General features: G+C 62.0%; 23 protein-coding genes and 1 tRNA gene. 13 read left to right on the top strand and 11 right to left on the bottom strand.

Annotated features, from left to right (window positions below; translation table 11 throughout):
• Positions 1 to 243 precede the first annotated feature (243 nt).
• The 4 genes from RYZ20_RS10000 to RYZ20_RS09985 all read right to left on the bottom strand — a co-directional run bounded on the left by RYZ20_RS10000 (position 244) and on the right by RYZ20_RS09985 (position 3,664).
• Positions 244 to 1,218, bottom strand: a complete 975-nt coding sequence (locus tag RYZ20_RS10000; RefSeq protein WP_317672999.1) for a hypothetical protein — start codon at positions 1,216 to 1,218, stop codon at positions 244 to 246.
• Positions 1,215 to 2,258: a hypothetical protein gene (locus RYZ20_RS09995; protein ID WP_317672997.1), complete on the bottom strand. Its 1,044-nt coding sequence runs from the start codon at positions 2,256 to 2,258 to the stop codon at positions 1,215 to 1,217. The genes RYZ20_RS10000 and RYZ20_RS09995 overlap by 4 nt, the downstream gene beginning before the upstream one ends.
• Entirely contained in the window at positions 2,242 to 3,390 is a 1,149-nt protein-coding gene (locus tag RYZ20_RS09990; RefSeq protein ID WP_317672995.1) for a hypothetical protein, read from the bottom strand. Before RYZ20_RS09990 ends, RYZ20_RS09995 begins: the two co-directional genes overlap by 17 nt.
• Before the next feature lie 198 nt (positions 3,391 to 3,588).
• Positions 3,589 to 3,664: transfer RNA gene (locus tag RYZ20_RS09985), tRNA-Lys, on the bottom strand.
• Positions 3,665 to 3,771: 107 nt separating this feature from the next.
• Here RYZ20_RS09985 and dapF point away from each other — a divergent pair.
• From dapF to RYZ20_RS09950, 7 genes are all read left to right on the top strand, one after another.
• Positions 3,772 to 4,605, top strand: a complete 834-nt coding sequence (gene dapF / locus RYZ20_RS09980; protein ID WP_317672993.1) for a diaminopimelate epimerase — start codon at positions 3,772 to 3,774, stop codon at positions 4,603 to 4,605.
• Positions 4,602 to 5,861: a tRNA (N(6)-L-threonylcarbamoyladenosine(37)-C(2))-methylthiotransferase MtaB gene (gene mtaB, locus RYZ20_RS09975; protein ID WP_317672991.1), complete on the top strand. Its 1,260-nt coding sequence runs from the start codon at positions 4,602 to 4,604 to the stop codon at positions 5,859 to 5,861. Before dapF ends, mtaB begins: the two co-directional genes overlap by 4 nt.
• A gap of 50 nt (positions 5,862 to 5,911) precedes the next feature.
• Positions 5,912 to 6,334: an alternative ribosome rescue aminoacyl-tRNA hydrolase ArfB gene (gene arfB, locus RYZ20_RS09970; RefSeq protein WP_317672989.1), complete on the top strand. Its 423-nt coding sequence runs from the start codon at positions 5,912 to 5,914 to the stop codon at positions 6,332 to 6,334.
• The gene (locus RYZ20_RS09965; RefSeq protein WP_317672987.1) at positions 6,327 to 7,595 is read left to right on the top strand and encodes an aspartate aminotransferase family protein; all 1,269 of its coding nucleotides are present in this window, start codon (positions 6,327 to 6,329) and stop codon (positions 7,593 to 7,595) included. Before arfB ends, RYZ20_RS09965 begins: the two co-directional genes overlap by 8 nt.
• Positions 7,585 to 8,562, top strand: coding sequence for a phosphotransferase enzyme family protein (locus tag RYZ20_RS09960; RefSeq protein ID WP_317672985.1), 978 nt, complete (start codon positions 7,585 to 7,587; stop codon positions 8,560 to 8,562). Before RYZ20_RS09965 ends, RYZ20_RS09960 begins: the two co-directional genes overlap by 11 nt.
• Positions 8,563 to 8,585: 23 nt before the next feature.
• Entirely contained in the window at positions 8,586 to 9,008 is a 423-nt protein-coding gene (locus RYZ20_RS09955) for an NUDIX hydrolase (RefSeq protein ID WP_317672983.1), read from the top strand.
• A gap of 78 nt (positions 9,009 to 9,086) precedes the next feature.
• Positions 9,087 to 10,568 carry an inorganic phosphate transporter gene (locus RYZ20_RS09950; protein WP_317672981.1) on the top strand — a complete coding sequence of 494 codons (1,482 nt, stop codon included), beginning with the start codon at positions 9,087 to 9,089 and terminating at the stop codon, positions 10,566 to 10,568.
• Here the strand turns inward: RYZ20_RS09950 and pncB are convergent, their stop codons facing one another.
• The 3 genes from pncB to RYZ20_RS09935 all read right to left on the bottom strand — a co-directional run bounded on the left by pncB (position 10,569) and on the right by RYZ20_RS09935 (position 12,815).
• Positions 10,569 to 11,876, bottom strand: a complete 1,308-nt coding sequence (gene pncB / locus RYZ20_RS09945) for a nicotinate phosphoribosyltransferase (RefSeq protein WP_317673020.1) — start codon at positions 11,874 to 11,876, stop codon at positions 10,569 to 10,571.
• A gap of 19 nt (positions 11,877 to 11,895) precedes the next feature.
• Positions 11,896 to 12,501, bottom strand: coding sequence for a bifunctional nicotinamidase/pyrazinamidase (gene pncA, locus RYZ20_RS09940; protein ID WP_317672979.1), 606 nt, complete (start codon positions 12,499 to 12,501; stop codon positions 11,896 to 11,898).
• A 158-nt stretch (positions 12,502 to 12,659) separates the two neighbouring features.
• A complete protein-coding gene (locus tag RYZ20_RS09935; protein ID WP_317672977.1) occupies positions 12,660 to 12,815 on the bottom strand; it encodes a hypothetical protein in 156 nt (51 codons plus the stop codon).
• Between the two features lie 145 nt (positions 12,816 to 12,960).
• Between RYZ20_RS09935 and mbfA the strand changes: the two genes are divergently transcribed.
• From mbfA to RYZ20_RS09905, 6 genes are all read left to right on the top strand, one after another.
• On the top strand, positions 12,961 to 13,938 hold the full coding sequence (mbfA, locus tag RYZ20_RS09930; protein ID WP_317672975.1) for an iron exporter MbfA: 978 nt from the start codon (positions 12,961 to 12,963) through the stop codon (positions 13,936 to 13,938).
• A 69-nt stretch (positions 13,939 to 14,007) separates the two neighbouring features.
• The gene (locus tag RYZ20_RS09925) at positions 14,008 to 14,925 is read left to right on the top strand and encodes an AEC family transporter (RefSeq protein WP_317672973.1); all 918 of its coding nucleotides are present in this window, start codon (positions 14,008 to 14,010) and stop codon (positions 14,923 to 14,925) included.
• Positions 14,926 to 14,935: 10 nt separating this feature from the next.
• A complete protein-coding gene (gene fghA / locus RYZ20_RS09920) occupies positions 14,936 to 15,766 on the top strand; it encodes an S-formylglutathione hydrolase (RefSeq protein WP_317672971.1) in 831 nt (276 codons plus the stop codon).
• Positions 15,757 to 16,218 carry a YaiI/YqxD family protein gene (locus tag RYZ20_RS09915; protein ID WP_317672969.1) on the top strand — a complete coding sequence of 154 codons (462 nt, stop codon included), beginning with the start codon at positions 15,757 to 15,759 and terminating at the stop codon, positions 16,216 to 16,218. The genes fghA and RYZ20_RS09915 overlap by 10 nt, the downstream gene beginning before the upstream one ends.
• A complete protein-coding gene (locus RYZ20_RS09910; RefSeq protein WP_317672967.1) occupies positions 16,211 to 16,828 on the top strand; it encodes an HAD family hydrolase in 618 nt (205 codons plus the stop codon). Before RYZ20_RS09915 ends, RYZ20_RS09910 begins: the two co-directional genes overlap by 8 nt.
• Positions 16,825 to 17,730, top strand: a complete 906-nt coding sequence (locus RYZ20_RS09905; RefSeq protein WP_317672965.1) for an ornithine cyclodeaminase family protein — start codon at positions 16,825 to 16,827, stop codon at positions 17,728 to 17,730. Before RYZ20_RS09910 ends, RYZ20_RS09905 begins: the two co-directional genes overlap by 4 nt.
• Here RYZ20_RS09905 and dxs read toward each other — a convergent pair.
• The 4 genes from dxs to RYZ20_RS09885 all read right to left on the bottom strand — a co-directional run bounded on the left by dxs (position 17,727) and on the right by RYZ20_RS09885 (position 21,700).
• A complete protein-coding gene (dxs, locus tag RYZ20_RS09900) occupies positions 17,727 to 19,637 on the bottom strand; it encodes a 1-deoxy-D-xylulose-5-phosphate synthase (RefSeq protein ID WP_317672963.1) in 1,911 nt (636 codons plus the stop codon). The genes RYZ20_RS09905 and dxs overlap by 4 nt on opposite strands.
• A gap of 10 nt (positions 19,638 to 19,647) precedes the next feature.
• On the bottom strand, positions 19,648 to 20,514 hold the full coding sequence (locus RYZ20_RS09895; RefSeq protein ID WP_317672961.1) for a polyprenyl synthetase family protein: 867 nt from the start codon (positions 20,512 to 20,514) through the stop codon (positions 19,648 to 19,650).
• Entirely contained in the window at positions 20,514 to 20,762 is a 249-nt protein-coding gene (locus RYZ20_RS09890; RefSeq protein WP_317672959.1) for an exodeoxyribonuclease VII small subunit, read from the bottom strand. Before RYZ20_RS09890 ends, RYZ20_RS09895 begins: the two co-directional genes overlap by 1 nt.
• A 305-nt stretch (positions 20,763 to 21,067) precedes the next feature.
• Positions 21,068 to 21,700 (bottom strand): queuosine precursor transporter, encoded by a 633-nt coding sequence (locus RYZ20_RS09885; protein WP_317672957.1) that lies wholly within the window; start codon positions 21,698 to 21,700, stop codon positions 21,068 to 21,070.
• Between the last annotated feature and the right edge of the window lie 88 nt (positions 21,701 to 21,788).

The following is a 21,788-nucleotide window of genomic DNA, read 5'->3' as shown; positions in this document are numbered from 1 at the left end:
ATCACCGCCCACATTCGAGCCTCGACGGGCTCACCCCGTGGGAGTATCACCAACGGTCAAGAGAGGACCAAACCCTGAACAGAGCTAACCAATAAACGAGGACACCAAGGGGAGCAGGTCAAAATCGCTGCCATTGAGCCCGACGATGAGCAACAGAAAGCTTACGAGCGCCAGATTGCCGAAATCAAAGAACGCGAGGGGGCATCACAATCACGCCGCTCGAACTTGCGTGAACTTAATCAGCTAGGTGATTGGCTTGGGGACGTCTGGCATGTTGCAGTGAAGACAGAATATGCGTCGCTGATCGCTGTGCTCACGACTGCCCCCTGGCTCGGTCATCTCGCAGAGTGCACCGCGTTCGCCATCCACCCGCATCATTGCCCAGCCACGCCCATAGAGTTTTTGCGTGAAGTCGGCTCGCGGCGAATTCTGCTGAATAATCGAACGCAGCAACTCAAAGTCGCACGAGAACGGTTGGAACCCGTGAATATCACATCTTCCACTATCGAGGTTCAGGTTACGGCATTTCAGGTTGTCATGGTCCTTCTGCATATCGGACCACACCTCGACTTGCCGACCGTTGAACTCGACCACGCGTTTGGTCAGCGGGTGTTTTTCTCCATCGGGCACTCCATCGGGTGCAATGTAATCAAGTGAGAAGCGAGGGCAGCAGCCCCCGCACATGGCGGGGCAGGTGTATCCGCGAAGAATACCGGGGCTCACATGCACGTCGCGAGGGTGGTACTCCTTGCCGCCGTAGGTGAAAGGCTCCGCCGTCAGCGTCGCGAAGTAGCGGGTGACAATCTTGTCCAGCGTATCGTCCTTCGCGAACTTCCTTGCCTTGGGCACGGGTCTAGGCTTCGTCGCTGCCTTCGGGCGGGGCGGGGCTTTCGCAGGGGCCGGTGAGGGGATTGCGGAATCGACCTCGAACTGCCCGACGTAACTGACCGTCAGATCAGGCGAGCTGATCTTGCCGGCAGTCGCATACAGACGCGCTTGATCGACCACTGCCTCCGCGTCGGAGCAATGGAGTCTGTAGAAGCGCCTCGTATCGGTCGCCTTGAACCTAGGCCGAATGGGTCTGCGTCGGTCCTTCGACCCCACATCCAAGACGGTGGTCAGATCATGAAACTCGTGGAAAGGGAGTTCCTTCTTGCCCGGAATGTCTGGGCCTTCGCCGCCGAACAGTCGCCAGAGGTCATGTTCCGAATTGATCATCCTGGCCCCGCCCGTGGTTCGATTTGCGCGAGGCTCTTCCAGACTGGCACGAGCACGTCACGCGGGAAGTCGGTGTTGAAGACCCTTCCGACCGCTTGCTCGATGCGCTTGCGGATCACCTTGCGAACCGTCGTCGTCGGCAAGCGCCGACGGTAGGTCACATAGACATACTCCCCGTCGTTCCGGTCGCCGCACTGCTCCCATCCCTTGATGGTCTTCGGCGGCTTGGGCATGTCCTCGACGGCGCTTTTCCGTTCCGCATTTTCTTCCTTGCGGATCGCGCTTTCGCACGATGGTTGAAGGCGCTCGCGGTCGATCTCGTCGAGTTCCACGCCCCGGCTGTATTTCGTCAAAGTGGTGTCGAAGTCGGCGATTCGCTGCATGTCGGCGGCGATCTCCTGCTCGGTCAAGGCAAGCTCTCGCTCGATGCGCGCTTGCTCGTCGAGGAGCCGGTCCCGCTTTCGTTCGCTCGCCTTTCGGGCCGCGTCGAGTTCCTTCTTCCTGATCTCGAACAGGTCATCCAGCCGAAGGTCGCTGTCGCCGCGCACGAGCCGCGAAGTGGGGGTGCCGTCGCGATGGTAAAAGAAGCCGTGGCGAGGGGCGAGCGTCCCATCGACCAACGCGGGTCCGTCCTTGATCTCGATTCCCCGCCCGGCAACTTCCAGCGCGGTGTCTTCGACGACGGGTGTGCCGTGCCAGCGGTCAAGAAGGTCCGTCATGCGCGCGACCACGTCGTCATGGTCGTAGTCGTTGCGCACCTTGAGGTAGCGGCCATCACCCCATCCGAAGCGAACATCGTCGCCAATTTCGATGGTGACTGGCGCGTCGCCGAAGGACTCAAGCAGGCTCCTGATCCGTGCCGTGAAGATGGCTGTTCCGGCGACCCCGCACTCGATCTCGATGATACGGGAATTGTCTGAGGCGTAGAGCTTGCCGCCGTGCAGGATCACCTGCCGCTGCCAAGGCGCAGCCTGCGCATAGGGGCCGGTGAAGCGGCGAGCGGTGCGCAGTTGATCGAGAAAGTCAGGCGGCAAGTTCATGCCTGTCCTCCGCGACTGACTGGATCTCGCCCAAGCTGACGATGGACATGGTACGCCGGTCAAGTTGAACCATCGGGAAGGGCAGATAGCGTTCTGCCCGACGCCTCACATGCTCCTGCTCGTGGCAGGCGAGTTCGCTCAGGTGGTCTTTGTGATTCGGCAGGGCGCGTTTGCCGTCAAACTCGTTGCGTTCGATGGCGACATGCGTCGGGCGGTAGAACGGAGTCAGCGGGCGAGACGCAAATTGATCGACCGAGCGTGGGGCATCCCAGCGCACGTCAATCCGTCCATTTCCGCTGTGGGTCTTCCACGCGGTCGAGTCACCAGAATAGAGGCCCGCGAGGTGCATCATTCGGTTGCCCGTCGTCGCCAGCCCATGGCAGCGCACACCATGAGCTTCCGCTGCTGTGTTGTGGAACAGTGTCCAATCCTCGCGCTCCTTCTGCGGGAGGCCATTGTCAGGGGACAGGCAGATATAGCCGTCACCCATTTCAACGACCTCGCGCAGGCGATCCCATGACTCCCGCTGATGGAACACGGGGAGGACCGGCACATCGAATTCCGCTTTGAGCTTAGCGAAGTTGACGTCCGATTGCGCGATGGCCTCGGCAATCTCGGCGTCGGACGGCTCCTTCTGCTTCTCACCTTCTTTCGCGGGTGCGCCGGGGATCACATCGAGGTTGATCAGATAGATTTCGTCGAACAGGCCGGCGGAACGGTGAAGGAAGTCTGCGTAGGAGCGAATGACCGTCTCAACATCGCTGCGCCGTCCACCGCGCCAGTCCGTGAAAGCGCCCGAGTCGAGCATGATGCGCCTCGGGTAGCCGGGACCGAGGCGTTCGCTAAGGGCGCGCAAGGCATCCTCGTAGGGCACCCAGGTTTCGGGATCGAGACCGCGCTCGACAAGTTCCTCCCGCATCCGACGATCTGCACGAGCGAGCTTGCCACTCAAGCTCGGCGTGCGGGCCATCTGATCTCCGAACGAGAAAATGCCTTGCCGCAGATCGTCGAGCCAGCGGGCGACGGGCTTGGCGTAGTTGGGATGCACCGAGAACAGGCGCTGACGCGCCAGTTGGTTCTCAACCACCTGGAAGTCGTCGTTTGCCGGTGTTCCCGAAGCGTAGTGCAGCATTCATGCTCCTTTCCAGATCGGGCATAAAAGCACGATGTGGCAGGACTTTGACGCGACCTCGGCGACATTGAGCGAGTCACCTGCCTGTTTAGACACGGCATGGCATAGATCACCGTTGCGTTTGAAAAATGTTTGAAAAACACGAAAACCGCCGAGCTCTCGCTTGACGGTTTTTCGTTTCCGATCAATCGGATACAGTGGTGAGCCGTGCAGGATTCGAACCTGCGACCCACTGATTAAAAGTCAGTTGCTCTACCAACTGAGCTAACGGCCCACTCTCTGTGAGCGGTTCTCTACAAACCCCCCTTCCGGTGGTCAAGGGCGAAAATGGGGAAAAATGCGCCACTGGAAAAAAATCTTGGCCAAGCGTATATCGCGGCCATGGAACAGATGCGTGAACCCTCTGCCGATTTGGCCTTCATGAAAATGCACGGGCTTGGCAATGACTTCGTGGTGATTGATGCCCGCTCGGGTTTTGATCCGGTGACACCTGCGCTTGCGCGTGCATTGGGTGACAGGCATCGCGGCGTGGGATTCGACCAGTTGGCAGTTATCCTGCCGTCTTCGCAGGCAGATTTCGCGCTGGAGTTCTGGAACTCGGACGGGTCGAAAGCGGGGGCGTGTGGTAACGCGACGCGCTGCGTGTCTGACTGGATGATGAAAGAGCTTGGGCAAAATGCGGTGACGCTGACCACGGCAAGAGGCTCGCTTCGGGCGATACGCCGCAAAGATGGGCTGGTGTCGGTCAATATGGGTGACCCGATTCTTGAGGCCGCAGCGATTCCGGTTGCCGCCGACCCGATGGCCTTGCCGCTTGAGGGCGCCCCGGTCGCTGTTGGCATGGGCAACCCGCATTGCATTTATTTCGTCGATGACGCCGAGGCGGTGGATGTCTCGGGGCTTGGCCCGCAGATCGAGCATGATCCGCTGTTCCCCGAGCGCACGAATGTGGAATTTGCATCGCTTGTCGCGCCGGATCACCTGCGCATGCGGGTGTGGGAGCGTGGCGCGGGCATTACGCTTGCTTGCGGCTCGGGCACTTGCGCCACTGCCGTGGCCGCGCATCTGAAGGGGCTGACCGGGCGCCATGTCATCGTTGATGTCGATGGTGGGCGGCTTGAGATAGACTGGCGCGATGACGGCGTCTGGATGACCGGCCCGACGGCGCTGGTCTTCGAGGCGCGGCTGTCGCCCGCATTTCTGGCCTCGATATGAAACCGCCGGTCTTTTCGACACTGGGCTGCCGTTTGAACGCCTATGAAACGGAGGCCATGAAAGAGCTGGCCGCCGAGGCCGGGCTTGAGGGCGCGGTGATCGTGAATACTTGCGCCGTCACCGCCGAGGCTGTGCGCAAAGCGAAACAGGAAATCCGCAAACTCGCGCGCGACAATCCGGGCGCTGCGGTCATCGTGACGGGCTGTGCCGCGCAGACCGAGCCAGAGACCTTTGCCGCGATGCCCGAGGTCACACGCGTCATTGGCAACCACGAAAAGATGCAGGCCGAGACATGGGCGCAACTTGCGCCGCAGGGGCCGGATTTCGTGGGCGAGACTGAAAAGGTCATGGTCGACGACATCATGTCGGTCAAAGAGACCGCCGGCCACCTGATCGACGGTTTCGGGCGTCATCGTGCCTATGTGCAGGTGCAAAATGGCTGCGACCATCGTTGCACCTTTTGCATTATTCCGTTCGGGCGGGGCAATTCGCGCTCGGTTCCGGCGGGGGTTGTGGTCGATCAAATCAAGCGGCTGGTGGATCGCGGCTTCAACGAGGTCGTTCTGACGGGCGTCGACCTGACGAGCTGGGGCGCGGACCTGCCTGCCACGCCGCGCCTGGGTGATCTGGTCATGCGCATCCTGAAACTGGTGCCGGATCTGCCGCGCCTGCGAATCTCGTCGATCGACTCGATTGAGGCGGACGAGAACCTGATGCAGGCCATCGCGACCGAGCCGCGCCTGATGCCGCATCTGCATCTGTCCTTGCAGCATGGCGATGACATGATCCTCAAGCGGATGAAGCGCCGCCATTTGCGCGACGATGCGATCCGCTTTTGCGAAGAGGCGCGTTCGCTGCGTCCGGGGATCGTGTTCGGTGCGGATATTATCGCGGGCTTCCCGACCGAAACGGAAGAGATGTTCGAGAACTCTGTGCGGCTTGTGGATGACTGCGGGCTGACCTTCCTGCATGTGTTCCCGTTCTCGGCACGCAAGGGAACGCCCGCCGCGCGGATGCCGCGTGTGCACGGGCCCGCGATCAAGGAGCGCGCCGCGCGGCTTCGGGCCAAGGGCGACGCGGCACTGCTGCGCCATCTTGAGGCCGAAGTCGGGCAAGAGCGCCTGATCCTGACCGAAGGGCCACGCGCCGCCCGGACCGAGTTCTTTACCGAGGTCGCCTTTGACGCTGACCAGCCCGAAGGCAGCCTTATGACGGTGCGCATCAAAGGCCACGATGGCACGCGTCTTCTGGCGTAATCCGCCGATGGGGGCTTTCGTTTTTACACGCGCACGCTAGGCTCCGCCCGATGCTACGGATCAACGATCATATCGCGATTGCGGACTGGGAGCTTGTCGAGAGCTTTACCCGCGCCCAAGGGCCGGGCGGGCAGAATGTGAACAAGGTCTCGACCGCGGTTGAGCTGCGGTTCGAGGCCGAGCGCAGCCCGCATCTGACGGCCCCCGTCAAGGCGCGGCTCAAGCGGTTGGCGGGGCGCAAATGGACGCTGGACGGCGCGATCATCATCCGCGCCGAAGAGACCCGCTCGCAGGCACGCAACCGCGAACTCGCGCGCGAGCGTCTGGCCGAGATGATCCGCGCGGCGCTTGTCGCGCCCAAGCGGCGGGTCAAAACCAAGCCCACGCTTGGCAGCCAGCGCCGCCGTCTCAAGGCCAAGGCGATCCGGGGCGAAGTGAAATCCATGCGCGGAAAGGTGGGCGATGATGAGTGACCTTCTGGCGCGCCGCGCGGCCCTTCTGGGGCCGAATGTGCCGACCTTCTATGATGAGCCTGTGCATATCGTGCGGGGCGAAGGCGTCTGGCTATACGGCGCGGACGGTCGGCGATACCTCGATTGCTATAACAACGTGGCCCATGTCGGCCATTGCCACCCGCGCGTGGTCGAGGCCATCGCGCGGCAGGCGGGCGTTCTGAATACCCATACGCGCTATCTGCACGAGGGGATTCTGGACTATGGCGAGCGGCTGGTCGCGAAGTTCGACCATGACCTGCGCCAGATTATCATGGTTTGCACCGGCTCTGAGGCAAACGATGTCGCGCTGCGGATGGCGCAAGCAGTGACGGGCAAGACGGGCCTCATTGCGACGGACAACACCTATCACGGCAATACGACGGCTGTATCGCATCTGTCCACGCGCCGCCCGCCAATCGGTGGCTGGCCCGCGCATGTGTGCCGTGTGCCTGCACCCGATAGCCTTGCGCCCTTGGGGGGCAGCCTTGAGGCGCAGCCTGCGGAATTTGCCCGCAATGTCGCCCGCGCGATTGAGGAGCTTGAGGTCTCGGGCCACGGTTTTGCGGGGCTGATGCTTTGCCCGATTTTCGCCAACGAAGGCACACCCGGCATTGCGCGCGGGTTTCTTGCCCCGACGGTCGAGGTTGTGCGCAAGGCGGGCGGGTTGATCCTGTGCGACGAGGTGCAGCCCGGTTTCGGGCGGGTTGGCTCGCATTGGTGGGGGCATGACTATCTGGGCTTTGCGCCCGATGTCGTGACGCTTGGCAAACCGATGGGCAACGGCCATCCGGTGGCCGCCGTGGTTACGCGCCCCGATGTGATGGCGGCCTTCCGCGAGGCGTTTGGCTATTTCAACACCTTCGGCGGCAACCCCGTGTCCTGCGCAGCCGCGATGGCGGTTCTGGATGTGATCGAGGACGAGGGGCTGGTCGAAAACGCGCGCGATGTCGGGGGCTATCTGCTGGATGGGCTGCGTGGGCTGACGCATCCGCTGATTTCCGATGTGCGCGGGTTCGGGCTGTTTGTAGGTCTTGAATGTGCGCTTGACGGGCAGCCGCGGCCTGCGTTCTGCGCGCGTGTCGTCGAAGGGATGAAAGCACGGGGTATCCTGCTTGGCCGCGTCGGGCGCGCGCAGCATATCCTGAAGATCCGCCCGCCGATGCCGTTTGGCCGCGCTCATGCCGATCTGCTGATCGAGGCGATGGCGGATGTGTTGAAGGAGGTGCCCATTGACGCGTGACGCCAAGGCCCGCGCGATGGCGCTTTCCGCGCTGGCGCATTGGGGTGGCGCGACCGAGGCACCGCGCCTTGTGTGCCACCGCGAGAATATCGTGTTCGAAGCCACCCTGCGGAGCGGCGCGCATGTCGCGTTGCGCCTGCATCGTCCGGGCTATCAAAGCCGCGCGGCGGTCGAGGCAGAGCTGGAATGGTGCGAGGCTTTGGCTTTGCGTGGCTTCGCGACCCCGCGCCCGGTGCGGGCGGTGAACGGGCGGCTGACCGCGCATCTGGAGCGGCGCTCGGTTTCCTGTGTGGAGTGGCTTGAGGGCGCTCCCATCGGTGCGGGCGATCAGCCCCTATCGCAAAACCCCGATGCGGTTTCGGCGCAGGGCCGCGCTTTGGGGCAGCTCTTGGCGCAGTTGCACAATCTGACGGACGATGGTGCGGCGCCGGCTCGGTTCAAGCGTGCGGAATGGAACGCCGAGGCACTGCTGGGCGAGCGTCCGCTTTGGGGGCGGTTCTGGGAAAACCCGACGCTTAGCGTCGAAGAACGCGCTCTGTTGCTGGCCGCACGCGAAAAGGCGCTTGCGGTGTTACAAATCGCGCAGGATTACGGACCGATCCACGCCGATGTGCTGCGCGAGAATGTGCTTGCGGGGCCGGACGGCTATGCGCTGATCGACTTTGACGACTGTGGGGCAGGCTATCGTCTTTACGATTTGGGAACGGCTTTGGTGCAGGGAGTGGGCGATCCGATGCTGGGGGTGCTGGCCAAGGGGCTTGTGGCGGGTTACACCGCCCACCGACCGGCGGCAGAAGCGCAGATCGCGCTGGTTCCGGCCTTTGTGGCTTTGCGCAGCCTTGCCTCCGCCGGATGGGTGATGACGCGCGTCGCGCCCGATGATCCTCGGATGCGGGCCTATGCCGAACGTGCGGTTGTGATGGCGCGGCATCTTCTGGATGGGACCGCGCCTTGGGAATGGGGGTAAGCTTGGCTGTGTTCGGGCGAGTTGTGGCAAATCTGTTGGGGCTGCGGCCTCCGGCCTTGCAGGTCGCGGCATTGTGCCTGCGCCAGCGTGACAAAAAAACCGAGGTTTTGCTGGTGACCTCGCGCGGGACGGGGCGCTGGATCATCCCGAAGGGCTGGCCGATGAACGGTAAAACGCTGGCCGAGGCGGCGGCGCAAGAAGCTTGGGAAGAGGCGGGCGCCAAAGGCAAAATCTCGGATGGCACTGTGGGCAGCTACACCTATGACAAATCCGAGGAGGGCGAGGCGCAGCGCCTGGTCAAGGTGCAGGTTTTCACGCTTCGGGTTGAAGAGCTGAAAGAGGATTACCCCGAAGCAGCCGAGCGCAAGCGCAAATGGGTTTCGCCCAAAGAAGCCGCGAAACTCGTCGCGGAAAAGGAACTCAAGGCTATCCTTCGGTCTTTGTGAGACTTCTTTCTGTTGTTTTGGCCGCGGAATCGCGTTAGTCGGGCGCCAATGTAACGCCTAAATGACAGGAACGTGACAGTGAGCCTCCCCCCCGAAAAGCCGGTAAACCAGTGGAAGACACTCGATAAGGATCTCAAGCGCATTGGTCGCCTCGAAGAGGCTACGGCCTTTGTTTCGCGCCCGCTTGTGGCGCCGGGTATTGCGCTGGCCTTTATCATCTTTGTAGGCCTGCTTTCGGCAGCCCTGATGGGCGCGCAGCCCGTTAGTTTTGTCGTCGTCGCAGCCGCAGCGATCGGCGCCTATATGGCGCTGAACATCGGCGCAAACGATGTGGCGAACAACATGGGGCCAGCGGTCGGGGCAAATGCTCTGACGCTTGGGGGCGCGCTGATTATCGCGGCTGTGTTCGAAACCGCAGGCGCGCTGGTTGCGGGTGGCGATGTGGTCAAGACCGTTGCGAAGGGAATCATCGACCCCGCGCAGATGGCGACAAGCGCACAGTTCGTTTGGGCGATGATGTCGGCGCTTCTGGCGGCGGCCCTGTGGCTGAACCTTGCGACATGGCTTGGCGCGCCGGTTTCGACGACGCACTCGATCGTGGGTGGTGTTGTTGGCGCGGGGATCGTGGCCGCCGGTTTTGGCGCGGTCGATTGGGGCGGGCTTGGTGCGATTGCGGCAAGCTGGGTGATTTCACCCGTTCTGGGCGGAGTGATCGCGGCGGCGTTTCTGGCGCTGATCAAGGCGAAGATCGTCTATGTCGATGACAAGATCGCGGCGGCGCGCAAATGGGTGCCGATCCTGATCGGGATCATGGCGGGGGCATTTGCTGCCTATCTTGCGCTTAAGGGGCTTAAGCACCTGATCAAGATTACGCTCGTGCAGGCTATTGTGATCGGTGTCGTGGCGGGCTTTGCCTCGTGGCTGTTTTCAAAGCCGATGATCGCGCGCCAGTCGCGTGGCCTTGAGAACCGCAAGAAATCGCTCAAGACGCTATTCTCGGTGCCGTTGGTCGTATCGGCGGCGCTTTTGTCCTTTGCGCATGGTGCGAATGATGTGGCGAATGCGGTCGGCCCGCTGGCGGCTATCGTGCATACGGTCGAGGCGGGGGATGTTGCCGATAAAGTGACGATTCCGCTGTGGGTCATGCTGACGGGCGCTTTGGGGATTTCGGTCGGGCTGTTGCTGTTCGGGCCGAAGCTGATCCGCATGGTCGGCTCGCAGATCACCAAGCTCAACCCGATGCGCGCCTATTGTGTGGCGCTGTCGGCGGCAATCACTGTGATTGTCGCCTCGTGGCTGGGCCTGCCGGTGTCGTCCACGCATATCGCGGTTGGCGGGATCTTTGGCGTTGGCTTCTTCCGCGAATGGCACGCCGAGCGCCGCGCGCAGCTTCTGGGCCTGAAAAAGGGCAAAGTGGTTCCGCCCGAGGAACGCAGCCGCCGCCTGCTGGTGCGCCGCTCGCATATGCTGACGGTTGCGGCGGCCTGGGTGATTACCGTTCCGGCCTCGGCGGGGCTTGCTGCGCTGCTGTATATCGTGCTGACCGCGGTGGTGCTCTGATTACACCACCACCTCGAACGCCTGCTGCTGACCGACGTCGAACACACGTTTGTAGCGGGCGATCTCGTCTTTTGGTCCCATCGCCTTTTGCGGGTTGTCCGACAGCTTGACCGTCGGGCGCCCGTCGGCGCTGATCGCTTTGCACACAAGGCTAAAGGGTGCGAGCGCATCATCGGGCACAAACCCGCGAAAATCGTTGGTCAAAAGCGTGCCCCAGCCAAAGCTGACCTTCACGCGTCCGGTGAACTGGGCGTGTAGCTCGCGGATTTTGTCGACATCCAGCCCGTCCGAGAAAATCACAAGTTTCTGGCGCGGGTCTTCGCCGCGCGCCTTCCACCAGTCGATCGCCGTCTCTGCCCCTGCCGCCGGATCGCCCGAGTCGATGCGCATCCCCGTCCAGCCCGCCAGCCAGTCGGGGGCGTGGTCCAGAAAGCCCTTGGTGCCATATGTGTCGGGCAGGATGATGCGCAGGTTGCCATCGTGCTCCTCGTGCCAGTCCGCAAGAACGCGGTAGGGCGCATCGCGCAGACCGGTGTCCGTTTCGGCCAAGGCAGCATAGACCATCGGCAGTTCATGGGCGTTCGTTCCGATGGCTTCGATGTCGCGGCGCATGGCGATCAGACAGTTCGAGGTTCCGGTGAAGGCGCCGCCTTGCGTCGCATCGCCCAGACCCTCCAGCATCGCCTGCACGCACCAGTCCTGCCACAGAAACCCGTGCCGCCGCCGCGTGCCGAAATCCGCGATCTTCAGCCCTTCGATCTGGCGCAGGCTTTCGATCTTTTCCCAGACGCGGGTCATCGCGCGGGCGTAAAGCACCTGCAATTCGAACCGCCCCATCTCTTGCGTCACCGCGCGCGAGCGTAGCTCCATCAAAATGGCCAGCGCGGGTATTTCCCACATCATGACCTCGTGCCACTTGCCCTCGAAGGTCAGTTCGTATTGGCCGTCCTTTACCTCCAGATGGTAGGGCGGCAGCGAGAACCCCTCGAACCACTCCATGAAATCGGGGCGGAACATCTGGCGCTTGCCGTAAAAGGTGTTGCCCCGAAGCCAGGTGCTTTCGCCACGAGACAGCCGAAGACTGCGCGCATAATCAAGCTGCTCGCGCAGTTCTTTTTCGTCGATCAGTTCCGCCAGCCGCACCGATTTCGTGCGATTAATCAGGCTGAAGGTTACGCGGGTCTCGCGCTTGTTGCGAAACACCGACTGGCACATCAGAAGCTTGTAGAAATCGGTGTCGATCAGCGACCGGACAATCGGGTCGATCTGCCATTTGTGGTTATAGACGCGGGTGGCAATATCAACCATTTCAGAAGTCCAGTGCATATCAGTCTTGAAGTGAAACGCCGGCGTCCCGCATTGCGCGGCGGGCCTCGGCCAAGGAACCGTTCAGGTCGATCGCGCGGCAGGCACCCTCTAGCACGCTGACCTTATAGCCAAGCCGCGCCGCATCCAGCGCGGACCACGCGACGCAGAAATCAAGCGCGAGGCCAACGAACGTGACATCGGTTATGCCGCGCTCGCTCAGATAGCCATGCAGCCCCGTCGGGGTGGTTTTGTCATTCTCGAAAAAGGCGGAATAGCTATCAATCCCCGCACGAAAGCCTTTGCGGATGATCAGATCGGCAGGGTCGGTATGTAGGTCGTCATGCAGTCGCGCGCCCTCCGATCCTTGGACGCAGTGATCGGGCCAAAGGGTTTGTTGCCCGTATGGCATTGCGATTTCGCTGAACGGCGCGGCACCGTGGGTCGAGGCGAAAGAACTGTGGTTCGGCGGATGCCAGTCCTGCGTCAGCACGACGACCGAATAGTCGGGCATCAAAGCGTTGATCCGCGCGATGATCGCATCGCCCTCGGGCACAGCCAGGGCGCCGCCGGGACAAAAATCGTTCTGCACATCAATCGCGATGAGCGCGCCGCTTGCCATCCTCATGGCCCTCCACCCTGCCGCATTGCTGCGCGCAGCATCGCAAACCGGCGGATTTGTTCAAGGGTGTGCAGCCGGATTTATGCCGGAACGCGGCCAAAAAAGATTACGCGCGCTTTCGGGGTGGGCGAAAGCGCGCGTAATAAGCGACATCTTGGCGCAGGTCATTCGCAGGTCTGGACCAGCGGGTTGCAGGTTTGCGTTACCTCTTCGCTGCCAAGGGGAAAGTCGAGGCGCGGCAGATCAAAGCTCATACCGCCCGCAAGCGCCGCATTTGCGAGCGTCAAGCCAAGAACAACACCCAGAATCATCCGTTTCATTTTGCTCTCCAAAACTGAACTAATCGGTTCGAAATTCGATATGAACTGAGTCGTTCACTTTTGCAAGGGAAATCTGAACCGATCTGTTTAGTTGCTCTTTGGGAATGGGCCGCTATCTTCGGGCAGGGTAACGATGGAGGCGCATATGATCCCCGGCATGGCATCCCGCAGACGGTTCTCGGACCTTGACGAAAAAGAGGTTCTGGCGCTCGCGATTTCGTCCGAAGAGGATGACGCGCGGATCTATCGCCAGTATGCCGAGATGCTGCGGGCGGGCTATCCGGCCTCGGCCAGGGTCTTCGAAGGCATGGCCGCCGAAGAGGATGAACATCGCCGCCTGTTGATCCAGCGCTTTCAGGCGCGCTTTGGCGAGGTGATTCCGCTGATCCGGCGCGAGCATGTGGCTGGCTTTTACGCGCGCAAGCCCGTCTGGCTGACCGAGAACTTGCCGCTTGAGACCATTCGCGGCGAAGCGGAGGCGATGGAGCGTGAGGCGCAAAAGTTCTACACCCGCGCGGCGCAGCAAACCAGCGATGCCGAGACGCGCAAGCTTCTGGGCGATCTGGCCGCGGCCGAGCAAGGGCACGAACAGGCCGCCGCCGAATTAAGCCAGACCCACCTGACCGATGACGAAAAGGAATCCGAGGACCGCGCGGCGCACCGCCAGTTCATTCTGACATGGGTGCAGCCGGGTCTGGCGGGGCTGATGGATGGCTCGGTTTCAACGCTCGCGCCGATCTTTGCCACGGCTTTTGCGACGCAGGATACATGGACGACATTTCTGGTCGGTCTTGCCGCCTCGGTCGGGGCGGGGATCTCGATGGGCTTTACCGAAGCCGCGCATGATGACGGGGTGATCTCGGGGCGTGGCTCGCCGGTCAAGCGCGGCTTTGCCTCGGGGATCATGACCGCGGTTGGCGGGTTAGGTCACGCGCTGCCCTATCTGATCCCGGATTTCTGGACCGCGACGATTATCGCGATGATCGTTGTGTTTGTGGAGCTCTGGGCGATTGCGTGGATTCAGAACCGCTATATGGAAACCCCGTTTATGCGTGCGGTGATGCAGGTGGTTCTGGGCGGCGTGCTGGTCTTTGCGGCGGGCGTTCTGATCGGCGGCGGCTGACCGCAGATTTGAGCGAATTTGAAAATTGCCTGCTGGCAAGGGCGGTTGGCCCATGCTACCGCTACGCCCATGCTCGCGATTTTTCTTAAGACGCTTCCTTTCTTCGGCCTGATCGGGCTTGGCTGGTTCGCTGGCCGCATCCGCTTTTTTACGCCCGAGGCGACGGCGTGGCTGACGAAATTCGTCTTCTATTTCGCGCTTTCGGCGATGCTGTTTCGCTTTACTGCGACACTTCCGCTGGAAGAGCTGTTCGACCTCGATTTCTTTCTGGCCTATCTGATCGGTTCGGCGCTGGTCTGGGTGATCGGCTTTGCGGTCGCGCGGGCGCGCAAGCTGCCGGTGACGGGGGCCGCGATGGAGGCACATACCGGCATGACGGGTAACACCGGGTTTCTGGGCGTGCCGATGCTTGTGGTGCTGCTCGGCGAGCCGGCGGTTGGTCCGGTGCTGATGGTTCTCGCGATTGATCTGATCGTGTTTTCCTCGCTCATCACCATGATTATCACCGGCGCGCGCCATGGCAAAATCAGTGTCGGCGCGTTGCTGAAAGGGCTTTTGAAAAACCCGATGATCGTGTCGATGGTGGCGGGGCTTCTTTGGGCAGGGTTGCACATTCCGATGCCCGCGCCCTTGCAGGAGTTCGTCTCGATCCTTGGCGCGGCGGCGACGCCGGGCGCGCTGTTTGCTATCGGCGCCTCGCTGGCCGACAAAAACGCCGAGCGCCTTGGCCCCGCGGCGTGGCTGTCATTTGCCAAGCTGGTGCTGCATCCGCTGGCAATCGCGGTCGCCGCGCTTTGGGTGTTTGACGTCGAACCATATGCCGCCGGCGTCATGATTTCGGCCGCCGCTTTGCCTGTCGCGGGCAATGTCTATATCCTTGCAAGTCACTACAATGTCGCTCCGCAGCGGGTATCCGCCGCAATCCTGATCTCGACCGCGATCAGTATCCTCACAATCCCCGCAGTGATTGCTTGGGTAACTGGCTAAGGAGGCCGCTATGAAAACTGTATCTGAAAGCAAATGTTTCGGCGGCGTGCAGGGCGTCTATAGCCATACGTCCGAGGCGACGGGCGGCGAGATGACCTTTGGCCTGTTCCTGCCCGAAGAGGCCGAACAGATGCCGGTTCCGGTGCTGTGGTATCTGGCGGGGCTGACCTGCACGCATGAAAACGGCATGTTCAAGACCGGCGCGCAGAAATGGGCGGCCGAGCATGGCATCGCGTTGGTCTTCCCCGATACCTCGCCGCGTGGCGACGATGTGGCGGACGACGAAGCCTATGATCTGGGCAAGGGCGCGGGCTTTTATGTGAACGCGACCGAGCAGCCCTGGGCGCAGCATTTCCGCATGTGGGATTATGTGGCGGACGAGCTGCCGCGCATCGTCACCGCGAATTTCGCGATCGACGAAGAGCGCCACTCGATCACCGGCCATTCGATGGGCGGGCATGGTGCGCTGACGCTGGCGATGGGCGTGCCGGGGCGGTTCCGTTCGGTCTCGGCCTTCGCGCCGATTGCACAGCCGACACAAAGCGACTGGGGCCGCAAGCAACTGGGCGCCTATATGGGCGCGGATGAGGGCGCATGGCTTGCCCATGACGCGACGCATCTGATGGAACATGCGGGCTTTGACGGCGAGGTGTTGATTGACCAAGGGGCGAATGACCAGTTCCTTGATCTCTTGCGCCCCGAGGGGCTGGCAGGAGCGATGATGAAGCGTCGTCAGGCGGGCGAGTTCCGTATGCACGCGGGCTATGACCACAGCTATTACTTCGTCTCGACCTTCATCCCCGAGCATATCGCCTTCCACGCCGAGGCGCTTTGGCGGTGATCTGGATCGACGCTGACGCCTGCCCCGTAAAGGCCGAGGCCGAGCGTGTCGCGACACGGCTCGGGCAGGTGTTGGCGCTGGTGTCAAACGGAGGACTTCGGCCATCGGACAACCCGCTGGTGCGGATGATCTATGTGGCCGAAGGACCGGACGAGGCCGACAAATACATCGCAGACCGCGCGGGACGTGGTGATGTTGTGGTGACGAACGACATCCCGCTGGCCGCGAAATGCGTTGAGGCGGGTGCGCGCGTTCTGCGCCCCGACGGCGAGGCACTGACGCCCGCGAATATCGGCAATGTTCTGGCGATGCGCGATCTGATGCAGGATCTGCGCTCGGCCGATCCGTTCCGGCAGGGCGGCGGCAAGGCCTTCTCCAGGGCCGACAGGTCTCGATTTCTGGAAGTGCTCGACCGTGTGGTGCGGGCTGCGATGAGGGAAGCGCATGATTGAAGCGGTGATTTTTGACATCGGGAACGTCCTGATCGAGTGGAACCCCGAGCGGCATTATGACCGTCTTATGCCCGAGGCCGAGCGTCGTGCGATGTTTGCCGAAGTTGATCTGCACGGGATGAACGACGTGATCGACCGCGGCGGGCCGTTCAAAGAAACGATCTACGCGTTCGCGGACCGCTATCCGCACTGGCGCGAGGCGATCCGGCGCTGGCACGACGACTGGATCGAGATGGCCTCGCCCGAAATCCCACGTTCGGTGCGCCTGATGAAGGCGCTGCAAGCCAAGGGCATCCCAGTGTTTGCACTCACGAATTTCGGGATCGGGACGTTTGACTATGCCCAAGGGATTTACCCGTTCCTGACACAGTTCGACCGGGCCTATGTCTCGGGGCATATGGGCGTCATCAAACCCGAGGCGCGGATTTACGAGATGGTTGAAGAGGACTGCGGTCTGTCGGGCGGGCAGCTTCTGTTCACCGATGACCGCGCGGACAATATCTTTGCCGCCCACGAACGCGGCTGGAAAACCCATCTGTTCGAAGGGCCGCAAGGCTGGGCTGCGCGGCTGGTCGGTGAAGGGCTGTTGTCCGAGGAGGAAGCCGCATGAGCGTGACATTCATCGGACCAGAGGTTGAGGCGCGTCTCGACTGGATCGGGCTGAGCGATGCGATTGAAGCCGCGCATTCCTTGCCGCGTGCGCAGGTGTCGGACAGCTTTCTCTATCGTGGCGCGGATACGCTTTTGAATCGGGCGGCGTGGATCGACGGGTTTGGCCTTTTGGTCAAGGTCGTCACGGTCAATCCGGGCAATGGTGCGACGGGGTTGCCCGCCGTCAACGGCGCGGTCAACGTGATGGATGATGCGACTGGCCAGCTTGAGGCGATGGTCGACTTTCACCTGCTGACCAAATGGAAGACCGCGGGTGACAGCCTTCTGGCGACGCGCAAGCTGGCGCGGCCCGATGCACGGCGGTTTTTGATTTGCGGGGCGGGGAATGTGGCGCGTTCAATGGTCACGGCCTATCGCGCGGCCTTCCCGCAGGCGGAGATTTCGATCTGGAACAGGACGCACGCTGGCGCGCAGGCGCTTGCTGACGCAGTGGGTGCGACTGCGGTCCCCGATCTGGCCGATGCCGTGGCGGGCGCGGATGTCATTGCGACCACGACGATGGCGACAGAACCCTATCTGCGCGGCGACTGGATCGCTCCCGGAACGCATCTGGACCTGATCGGCGCCTATCGCCCCGATATGCGCGAGGTCGATGATGTTGCCCTGCAAAAGGCGCGTGTCTTTTGCGATGCCCGCGCCACGACCGTTCATCATATCGGCGAATTCCGCGACCCGGTCGCGCGCGGTGTGCTGCGTGAAGAGGACATCATCGCGGATTACTACGATCTGCCGAGCGGCTGTTTTGCCCGTCAGTCTGCCGACGAAATCACCATCAGCAAGAACGGCGGCGGCGCTCATCTTGACCTGATGACCGCGCGCTACATCCTGTCCCGCGCTTAAGCGCGTTTCGCGACCGCAATATCCAGCACTTCGAGCACCTTTTCCTCGATCTGCGGCGCGTTCATGCGGGCGCTTTCATACATCGCTTCGGGCGAGTTATGGTCAATGAACGTATCGGGCAGCACCATTGAGCGGAACTTGAAGCCGCGGTCGAACACGCCCTGCTCTGACAGGAATTGTGCGACATGGCTGCCAAAGCCGCCAACCGCGCCTTCCTCGATGCAGATCAGCGCCTCGTGATCCGCGACAAGCTGCAAGATCAGATCGGTATCCAGAGGCTTGGCAAAGCGCGCATCCGCAACCGTGGGGGGGATGCCCCGCGCCATCAGCGCCTCGCGCGCTTTCATGACTTCGGAGAGGCGCGTGCCGAACGACAGGATCGCGACGCGCCCGCCCTTGGCGATCATCCGACCCTTGCCGATTTCAAGCGGCTCACCGCGCTCGGGCATATCAACGCCAATGCCTTCGCCACGCGGATAACGGAAGGCAATCGGGCCATCGTTATAGGCGGCAGCGGTGGCGACCATATGGACCAGCTCGGCCTCATCGGCGGCGGCCATCACCACCATGCCCGGCAGGTTCGCAAGGAAGGCCACGTCATAGCTGCCTGCGTGGGTGGCTCCATCGGCGCCCACAAGCCCCGCGCGGTCAATCGCAAAGCGCACCGGCAGGCGCTGGATCGCGACGTCATGGACGATCTGGTCATAGCCGCGCTGCAGGAAGGTCGAATAGATCGTGCAGAAGGGTTTGAGCCCGCTTGCGGCAAGCCCCGCCGAGAAGGTGACGGCGTGCTGTTCGGCGATGCCAACGTCAAAGCAGCGGCGCGGGAAGCGCTCGGCAAAAAGGTTCAGGCCAGTGCCGTCGGGCATTGCGGCCGTGATCGCGACGATCTTGTCGTCGGCCTCGGCCTCTTTGGTCAGGCTTTCGGCAAAAACCTTGGTGTAGCTCGGCGCGTTCGAGGGTGATTTGTGCTGCGAGCCAGTGGCCACATCGAACCGCGCGGTCGCATGGCCCTTGTCGGCGCGCGCCTCGGCGGGGGCATAGCCCTTGCCCTTTTTCGTCAGCGCGTGGATCAGAACCGGCCCCTTGGCGCGGTCTTTCAGCATCCGCATCAGCGGCAAAAGCTGATCGAGATCATGCCCGTCTACCGGCCCGACATAGGAAAAGCCCAGTTCCTCGAACAAAGTGCCGCCCACCGCCATGCCCTTGAGCATTTCCTTCGCGCGGCGCGCCCCTTCCTGAAACACGTCGGGCAAAAGGCTGACCGCGCCTTTCGCGGCGGCCTTGAGGTCTTGCATCGGGCCTTCGGCGTAAAGTCGCGTCAGATAGCTGGAAAGCGCACCCACGGGCGGGGCGATCGACATCTCGTTGTCATTGAGGACCACAAAGACCCGCTTGCCAAGGTGGCCTGCGTGGTTCAGCGCTTCGAAGGCCATACCGCCCGTCAGTGCGCCATCCCCGATGACCGCAATCGCGTCGCCGGTTTCCGCGCCAAGTTCGCGCCCTATCGCAAAGCCGACAGCCGCCGAGATCGAGGTCGAGCTGTGGCCCGCGCCAAAGGCGTCATAGGGGCTTTCGGAACGTTTGGTAAAGCCCGACAGCCCGCCGCCTTCGCGCAGCGTGCGAATACGGTCGCGCCGACCGGTCAGGATTTTGTGCGGGTAACACTGATGGCCGACATCCCAGATGATCTTGTCGCGCGGTGTGTCGAACACGGCATGAAGCGCGACGGTCAGCTCGACCACGCCAAGCCCCGCGCCCAGATGCCCGCCAGTGACCGAGACCGCCGAGATCGTCTCGGTGCGTAGCTCGTGGGCAAGCTGCTTCAGCTCGCGGTCTGACAGCCCCTTCATATCGGAAGGAAGCCGCACCTTGTCCAAAACTGGCGTGCTCGGGGTCATCGTCATGTCACCTTAATCAATTATTACGGGCAATAACGAAGCGCGCGGCATCTCGCAAGTTTTGTGCGCTTGCGCCATAGCCGGAAAGTGCCTGTTCCGCCTCGTCTATCAACTCGGCGGCGCGTTTCCGCGCGCCGTCCAAGCCAAGCAGGGACACAAATGTCGCCTTGCCCGCGTCCGCATCTTTGCCCACCCGCTTGCCGGTTTGTTCCTCGCTCCCTTCGACATCCAGAATATCGTCGGCAATCTGGAATGCCAGGCCAAGAGCGGTCGCATAGCGTGCGAGTGGCGCACGATCCTCGCCGGCAAGGATGGCTCCGGCTTCGGCGGCGAAACAGATCAACGCGCCGGTTTTGCCTGCCTGCAATCTGATAATCTCATCCAGCGATAGCGGGGCGGCTGCTGTTTCGGCCGCGATGTCGAGAGCCTGCCCGTAGACCATCCCTTCGGCGCCTGACGCCTTGGCCAAAGCTGCGACCAGCGCAATCCGGCGATCAGGCGCGCCAAGTTCGGGCGCGCAGCACAGCTCGAACGCAAGGGTTTGCAACGCGTCGCCCACCAGAACAGCCGTCGCCTCATCCCATTTCACATGCACCGTCGGCAACCCACGGCGCAGGTCATCATCGTCCATGCAGGGCATGTCATCATGCACAAGGCTGTAGGCATGTAGCGCCTCGACGGCAGCGGCGGCAGGCATGGCGCGTTCTGCCGGAATGCCGAAGAGCGCCGCACTTTCCAGCACCAGAAAGGCACGCAGGCGCTTGCCCCCTTGTGCGGCATAGGCCATGGCATCCCGAAGCGCCCCTTCGGGCAAACGTGCAATTGCGGTATCCAGCGCGATCTGAACTTCGTGCTGAACGTCCTTCAAGCGGGTTTCAAACATTACAAACCTTCGGTGGGAACGGTGCCGCCCGGCTGCCCGTTGGCGTCCAGCGTGATTTTCTCGACGCGCTCTTCGGCGGCTTTCAGCAGCTTGGCACAATGGGCTTTCAGCGCCGCGCCGCGCTCGGAGAGCTTGATCAGTTGATCCAGCGGAACCTCGCCGCGTTCAAGCTGTCCGACGACCTGCTCAAGCGCCTTCATGGCCTCTTCAAAGCTGAGTTGCTGAATATCGGTCGCGGTTTCGCTCATGTCTGCCTCCTGTAGCCCAGAAAACCGATGCCACTATTCGCGGCTCAGGTCCAGCCCCGCAACGGCAAAATAGAAAGGGCCGCTACAAGAGCGGCCCTCGAGATCTACGGAGATGGTCCGGTTAGGGTCTTGGCGAACCTGCCGGCCCAGCCAGAGTTCTTTGCCCGAAAGTTTGCCTTCAGGCCACGGCCCCCCTGACTGTCCCGATACCCCTCTCCAATATCACTCTAGACACTGGACCACCTCCTTTCATTGCGCTGCCGTTATCGACAGGTTGCCACATATCTTGTGTTTGTCAAAAACTTTTACGCAACCTTTGGCGATAGTTTCGTGACAATTGCTTTGAAAGGCACCAGCGCGATTAACGAAAGTGCAACCTTAACCAGCCAATCTGCGCAGGCCAGAGACATCCACAAAGGCGTCAGCGCACCAGCACCCAGAAGGGGCACAAGCTCGTTCGCCCAAGAGACGTCATTAGTCGGCTCAAGGGTCGAAAACTGCGCCGCGAAGGCGATCGAGAAGAAGATCGCCGTATCCAGCGACGAGCCGACAAGCGTAGACACCAGCGGCGCGCGCCACCATGCGCCATCGCGCAGGCGGTTGAAGACGGCAACATCCATCATCTGCGCCACAAGGAAGGCCGCGCCCGAGCCAATCGCGATGCGCAGCGTCACGGCGGGGTATTCGAACCCGTCGCCTTGCAGCATGATCCGGCTGCCGATGAGCGAGCAGACAATACCCACAACAAACCCCGCCAAGATAACGCGGCGCGCGGCGGCAGGCCCATAGACGCGGTTCATCACGTCGGTCACGAGGAAGGCGAACGGATAGGTAAAGGCACCCCAGGTCAGCCAGTCTCCGACGAGAAACTGCACGAGGATGTTCGAGGCCACGACGATGGCGGCCATGGCAAGAATGCCAGGAAAGAAGCGTTTCATTTTCTGAACCGTTTTTTGACATGGTAGCGGTGACATGCCCCGCGCCGAGGCGCAGGCAGCGCGCCTTATGCGCCGTTTTGCGGGTGAG

Source organism: Pseudothioclava alba, assembly GCF_033100795.1.
Classification (GTDB): domain Bacteria; phylum Pseudomonadota; class Alphaproteobacteria; order Rhodobacterales; family Rhodobacteraceae; genus Pseudothioclava.
This window is presented reverse-complemented; position numbering and strand designations above follow the sequence as displayed.

Excerpts from the sequence above, each read along its gene's own strand:
- RYZ20_RS10000 (WP_317672999.1), bottom strand. The coding sequence starts at position 1,218 with ATGATCAATTCGGAACATGACCTCTGGCGACTGTTCGGCGGCGAAGGC.
- RYZ20_RS09995 (WP_317672997.1), bottom strand. The coding sequence starts at position 2,258 with ATGAACTTGCCGCCTGACTTTCTCGATCAACTGCGCACCGCTCGCCGC.
- RYZ20_RS09990 (WP_317672995.1), bottom strand. The coding sequence starts at position 3,390 with ATGCTGCACTACGCTTCGGGAACACCGGCAAACGACGACTTCCAGGTG.
- dapF (WP_317672993.1), top strand. The coding sequence starts at position 3,772 with ATGGAACAGATGCGTGAACCCTCTGCCGATTTGGCCTTCATGAAAATG.
- mtaB (WP_317672991.1), top strand. The coding sequence starts at position 4,602 with ATGAAACCGCCGGTCTTTTCGACACTGGGCTGCCGTTTGAACGCCTAT.
- arfB (WP_317672989.1), top strand. The coding sequence starts at position 5,912 with ATGCTACGGATCAACGATCATATCGCGATTGCGGACTGGGAGCTTGTC.
- RYZ20_RS09965 (WP_317672987.1), top strand. The coding sequence starts at position 6,327 with ATGAGTGACCTTCTGGCGCGCCGCGCGGCCCTTCTGGGGCCGAATGTG.
- pncB (WP_317673020.1), bottom strand. The coding sequence starts at position 11,876 with ATGGTTGATATTGCCACCCGCGTCTATAACCACAAATGGCAGATCGAC.
- pncA (WP_317672979.1), bottom strand. The coding sequence starts at position 12,501 with ATGAGGATGGCAAGCGGCGCGCTCATCGCGATTGATGTGCAGAACGAT.
- RYZ20_RS09935 (WP_317672977.1), bottom strand. The coding sequence starts at position 12,815 with ATGAAACGGATGATTCTGGGTGTTGTTCTTGGCTTGACGCTCGCAAAT.
- mbfA (WP_317672975.1), top strand. The coding sequence starts at position 12,961 with ATGATCCCCGGCATGGCATCCCGCAGACGGTTCTCGGACCTTGACGAA.
- RYZ20_RS09925 (WP_317672973.1), top strand. The coding sequence starts at position 14,008 with ATGCTCGCGATTTTTCTTAAGACGCTTCCTTTCTTCGGCCTGATCGGG.
- fghA (WP_317672971.1), top strand. The coding sequence starts at position 14,936 with ATGAAAACTGTATCTGAAAGCAAATGTTTCGGCGGCGTGCAGGGCGTC.
- RYZ20_RS09910 (WP_317672967.1), top strand. The coding sequence starts at position 16,211 with ATGATTGAAGCGGTGATTTTTGACATCGGGAACGTCCTGATCGAGTGG.
- RYZ20_RS09905 (WP_317672965.1), top strand. The coding sequence starts at position 16,825 with ATGAGCGTGACATTCATCGGACCAGAGGTTGAGGCGCGTCTCGACTGG.
- dxs (WP_317672963.1), bottom strand. The coding sequence starts at position 19,637 with ATGACGATGACCCCGAGCACGCCAGTTTTGGACAAGGTGCGGCTTCCT.
- RYZ20_RS09895 (WP_317672961.1), bottom strand. The coding sequence starts at position 20,514 with ATGTTTGAAACCCGCTTGAAGGACGTTCAGCACGAAGTTCAGATCGCG.
- RYZ20_RS09890 (WP_317672959.1), bottom strand. The coding sequence starts at position 20,762 with ATGAGCGAAACCGCGACCGATATTCAGCAACTCAGCTTTGAAGAGGCC.
- RYZ20_RS09885 (WP_317672957.1), bottom strand. The coding sequence starts at position 21,700 with ATGAAACGCTTCTTTCCTGGCATTCTTGCCATGGCCGCCATCGTCGTG.